Here is a 4,052-nt window from a genome sequence, read left to right as displayed (position 1 = left end):
CACCCAGCTCGATATGACGTGCCGCATAGTCCGCCATTGTATCGATCAGCGCGGCGAAATCGAACGGCTCGGACTGGACGCCGTAGAAAGCGGCATCGACGCCAGCCAGAATGCCGGGTGTGTGGTAGGCGGCGCGGCCAAGCATGGCGCCATCGACATGGTCGAGATGCGCCAACGCCTCTTCGATCGTCTGAATGCCGCCATTGATGCCAATGAATTCGTTAGGTTTTCTAGCCTTCAACCGATAAACTCTGTTGTAATCGAGCGGCGGGATGTCACGGTTTTCCTTGGGGCTCAGCCCTTCCAGCCACGCCTTGCGCGCATGCACCCACAATGCGTCGGCGCCGGCGTCGAAAACCCCATCCGCCAGCGCATCGAGGGCCGGCTCCGGATCCTGCTCGTCGACGCCGATGCGGCATTTGACGGTCACGGGAATTGTCACCGCCGCCTTCATCGCCGCGACACAGCCGGCAACGAGGTCCGGCACCTTCATCAGGCAGGCGCCGAACGTGCCCGACTGGACGCGGTCTGACGGACAGCCGACATTGAGGTTGATCTCGTCATAGCCAAAGGCCTCGCCGATGCGCGCCGCCTCGGCAAGTTTTTCGCGATCCGAGCCGCCGAGCTGCAGCGCGACCGGATGTTCTGACGCATCGAAGCCGAGCAGACGCTCGCGTGCGCCATGGATGACGGCGTCGGCCACCACCATCTCGGTGTAAAGCAGCGCATGGCTCGTCAGCTGACGGTGGAAGAACCGGCAATGCCGGTCCGTCCAGTCCATCATGGGCGCTATGGCTACCCTTAACCTTTGATAATCTTGCATGTTTCGTAACTTCAACAGGTTGGATCGCGTCGTACGGGCTCTATCACGCGCCATGATAGGCCCAAGCCGCAAATCGGCGGATGACTGGCCGGCGCCACGGCGTGGGGCGTCGAATACCTCAATCGCAGGGTAGCGTATAGGTCGACCTGGCCGGAATTGCCAACGCGTCGTCTGCTTTCGATGCCTGGGCGGAGGACGGAACCCTCCAGCTTCGTATGACGGTGTCTGCGCCAACGATGTGGCTAGGAACTGGGAAGGCCAGCCCTCGACAGCATCTCAAGGAACCGGGAATGATGATGATCCTTTACATAGCGCGGCACAAAGCCAGGGCAGACGTTGCTCAGATTGAGATGCGGAAGTTGTGACAGGCAATGGTGGATGGCCCGGGACGCTTCTTCGTTATTTCCGGTGGCCGATGCGGTCGCGGCCCAATAAAGGGCGCCGCGAACGAAGCCAGGCTTTGTCCTGACTACTTTGCGGGCGGCTTCGAGCGCCCGCTGGTTGTCTCCGCCAGCGAAGAGCGCCACAACCAGGCCGTGGTGGCGCCAGAAGTCGATGACATCGTGCGTTCCGAGCCGGATTGCTTCGTTGGCCTCACGCACCGCTTCGTCGACCTGTCCGCGCAACGCAAAGAGCATCGAAATATCGCCGTGGCCAGTTGGGTAGCTTGGGTTGAGGCTGATCGCGTGGCGGCATTCGGCGATCGCCTCGTCGATGCGACCGCAACTTTCGAGAGCGAACGACAGAATACATCGGGCAATTTCATCGTCCGGTACCGCCCGTACTGCGGCTTCCGCAAGCTCGACCGCACGCTCGATCACCCCACGCCCCCGAGGCAGCGCACCAAACGCCACGCCCATGGATATCACGATCGAGAGCGTCCGCTTTGCACGGGCATTGTCGGGACCTATCGAGAAGGCCCTCTCGGCAAGCTCTATCCCGACCAAAAGTGAGTCCCGAGTCATCTCAAAATATTTCATGAGGGCTTCGTTCACCAGCCTGCGCACTTCAGGGATCCCTGGCGGGCTTTTGTCTCGAACCTTCCAGTTGGTCAGTTGAAGTTCGAGGATCACGGCAAGAACAACAGATTGTGCGATCCTGTCCTGGAATTCGAGCGCGTTCTCGGAGTGGCCGTCGAACTTCTGGGCCCAGACGTGGTGGCCGCCGGCGGCATCGACGAGCTGGACATTCACCCTCAACCCATTGCCGGATCTCTGGACGCTGCCGCTGAGCATATATCGCGCCCGGAGTATCCCTGGTGTCTTGGCTTCTTCGCCTGGGCCGCTCTTCTCGGACGGAAGCGCGGCGAGCACGACATAGTCGGCCACTCCGGAGAGGGCTGTCGTGATGTCCTGGACAAGTCCCTTGGCGAAAAAGTCGTCGCCTTGCTTTCCGGTCAGATTAACGAAGTCGGCAACGCTGATGGACGGACGCCCAAGGCGCTGGCTGGACGGAACACCATTTGTCGACTGCACATTTGAAGCGTCGTCGGCGGCAAGCAACAGAGATTGCCAAAGCGCCCGCGTTTCAGGGCCGGCTTCGACGCCGAACTCCTTCTTCAGCATGCTTCTGCAAGCTTCGTATGTCCTGATTGCCCTGTCGCGTTGGCCACATGCGAGCAGCAATTCCATCTTGAGCCGATAGGATTCTTCCCGTGTCGGTTCCATGGTCAGAATACGATCGGCCAGGATCAGCCCGGCATCGGGGTCGACGAGACGGGCCAGTTTTTCGAAGGACTCAAGCGCGCGGCCGAGCAGCCTGTCGCGTTCCGATGTGATCCAGTCATCGAACGCATTGCTTCCCAGATAAAGCCCGTCGAGGAAGGGCCCGGTGTAGTTCGCCAAGGCCTTCGCCAGCTCCTGGGCGGAACGGGCCGAGAGACCCGTTTCGAACTTCTCCACGTCGACTTGAACCAGCTCTGGCCTCAGGGCGATCAACTCACCGCTGGAATGGATGAGATCCACCCCCTCTCGCGCCAGATCCTGGCGCAGGACACTGAGGGCCTGCCGAAGGCTGTTGCGCGAATGTTCAGCGTCGCTGTCGCCCCATAGGAGGTCAGCCAGCCTCTCCCGCGTCGCCGCCATGCCCGGACACCGGGCCAGATAGGCGATGATTGCCGGCCCTCGTTTCCCGGTCAGCCGAAGCGGGCCGGCCGTTTCATTTTCAATCCGGAAACCGCCGAAGAGTGAGATTCTATTTGCAGCGCCGCTGTCCTCACTTTGCATTTGCTATCCCAGCCTGACGAAATCCTAACTCAAAACTAACGCTTCGCAACAGTCGGCCTTCGCGCTCAAGCGCTGCCGTAACGGCAGGCTGTTTAGGCTTTGCTAAATTAAGGCGACCAAGTCAACGAAAGGCTTGGTTCGAGGGGGGCGCGTGTCCAGGACAAGAGCCAATTTGCTGCTGCTGTTTGCAGCCGCTTTGTGGGGCTTCGGCAATGTCTCGCAAAAGATGGTGCTTGTGCATCTCGACGCGCTGAGTGCTGTGGGTCTGCGATGCCTGATCGGCGGGCTGCTTGTGCTGCCCTTTGTCTTCATGGAGAAGCGGCTTCCGCTCGGGCCGGACTATTTTTCCAGCTTGGCCAAGGTGGGCGCGCTGTTTGCCATCTCCATCACGCTCCAGCAGCTTTGCTATCTCGGGGCCTCCGTCACCAATGCGAGCTTCCTGGTAAGCACGGCAACGGTAATGACACCGCTGGCCGCCTGGTTTCTCGTAGGCGAACGTCCGACAGCGAGTCTTACAATCGCCGCCGGATTGACCCTTGTTGGAGCCCTGCTGTTGTCGGATGGGATAGCCGGGTTCAGCAGTGGCGATCTTACCGCTGTCCTCTCGGCTGCCTGCTATGCGCTCTGGGCAGTCGAGCTGGGCCGGCACATGCAGGTGCATGCGCGGCCGTTCACCGCTGCCGCGACACAGTTCTTCGGCGCCGCAGCCTTCGCCCTGCCGCTCGGTGCAATGCAAGGCAATCTGTCGCTGGCCGCCGCATCCGCAGCCGGCCCGGAACTGGCCATCCTCGGCGTGTTCTCCACTGCGATTGCCTTCGGCATACAGACGGTTGCCCTCCGCTTTACGCCGGCCAGCCACGCCGCCGTGATCGTCAGCGCAGAAAGCGTTTTCGGGGCGCTGGGCGCGGCAATCTTTCTCGGCGAGCGGAGCTCGTCCGCGAGCGTCTTGGGTGCCGGCATCATCCTGGGTGCGATCCTGTCCGTTGCAATGTCGAACCGAGCGC

General features: G+C 61.2%; 3 protein-coding genes. 1 reads left to right on the top strand and 2 read right to left on the bottom strand.

All coding sequences use genetic code 11. The features are described from left to right. Together dusA and EOA22_RS26345 are read right to left on the bottom strand one after the other, a co-directional pair. The coding region (dusA, locus tag EOA22_RS26350) for a tRNA dihydrouridine(20/20a) synthase DusA (protein WP_127390326.1) at positions 1 to 823 on the bottom strand (823 nt) is incomplete at its 3' end. A 242-nt stretch (positions 824 to 1,065) separates the two neighbouring features. Then, positions 1,066 to 3,048 carry a BTAD domain-containing putative transcriptional regulator gene (locus EOA22_RS26345; protein WP_063167984.1) on the bottom strand — a complete coding sequence of 661 codons (1,983 nt, stop codon included), beginning with the start codon at positions 3,046 to 3,048 and terminating at the stop codon, positions 1,066 to 1,068. Between the two features lie 151 nt (positions 3,049 to 3,199). Between EOA22_RS26345 and EOA22_RS26340 the strand changes: the two genes are divergently transcribed. Beyond that, positions 3,200 to 4,052 (top strand): DMT family transporter (locus tag EOA22_RS26340; protein ID WP_164755829.1); only part of this gene is annotated, 853 nt, incomplete at its 3' end.

Source organism: Mesorhizobium sp. M7A.F.Ca.US.014.04.1.1 (assembly GCF_003998745.1).
GTDB classification, from domain to species: Bacteria; Pseudomonadota; Alphaproteobacteria; order Rhizobiales; family Rhizobiaceae; genus Mesorhizobium; species Mesorhizobium ciceri.
Note: the sequence above shows the minus strand (reverse complement) of the source record. Positions and strands in the feature narration are given on the sequence as shown.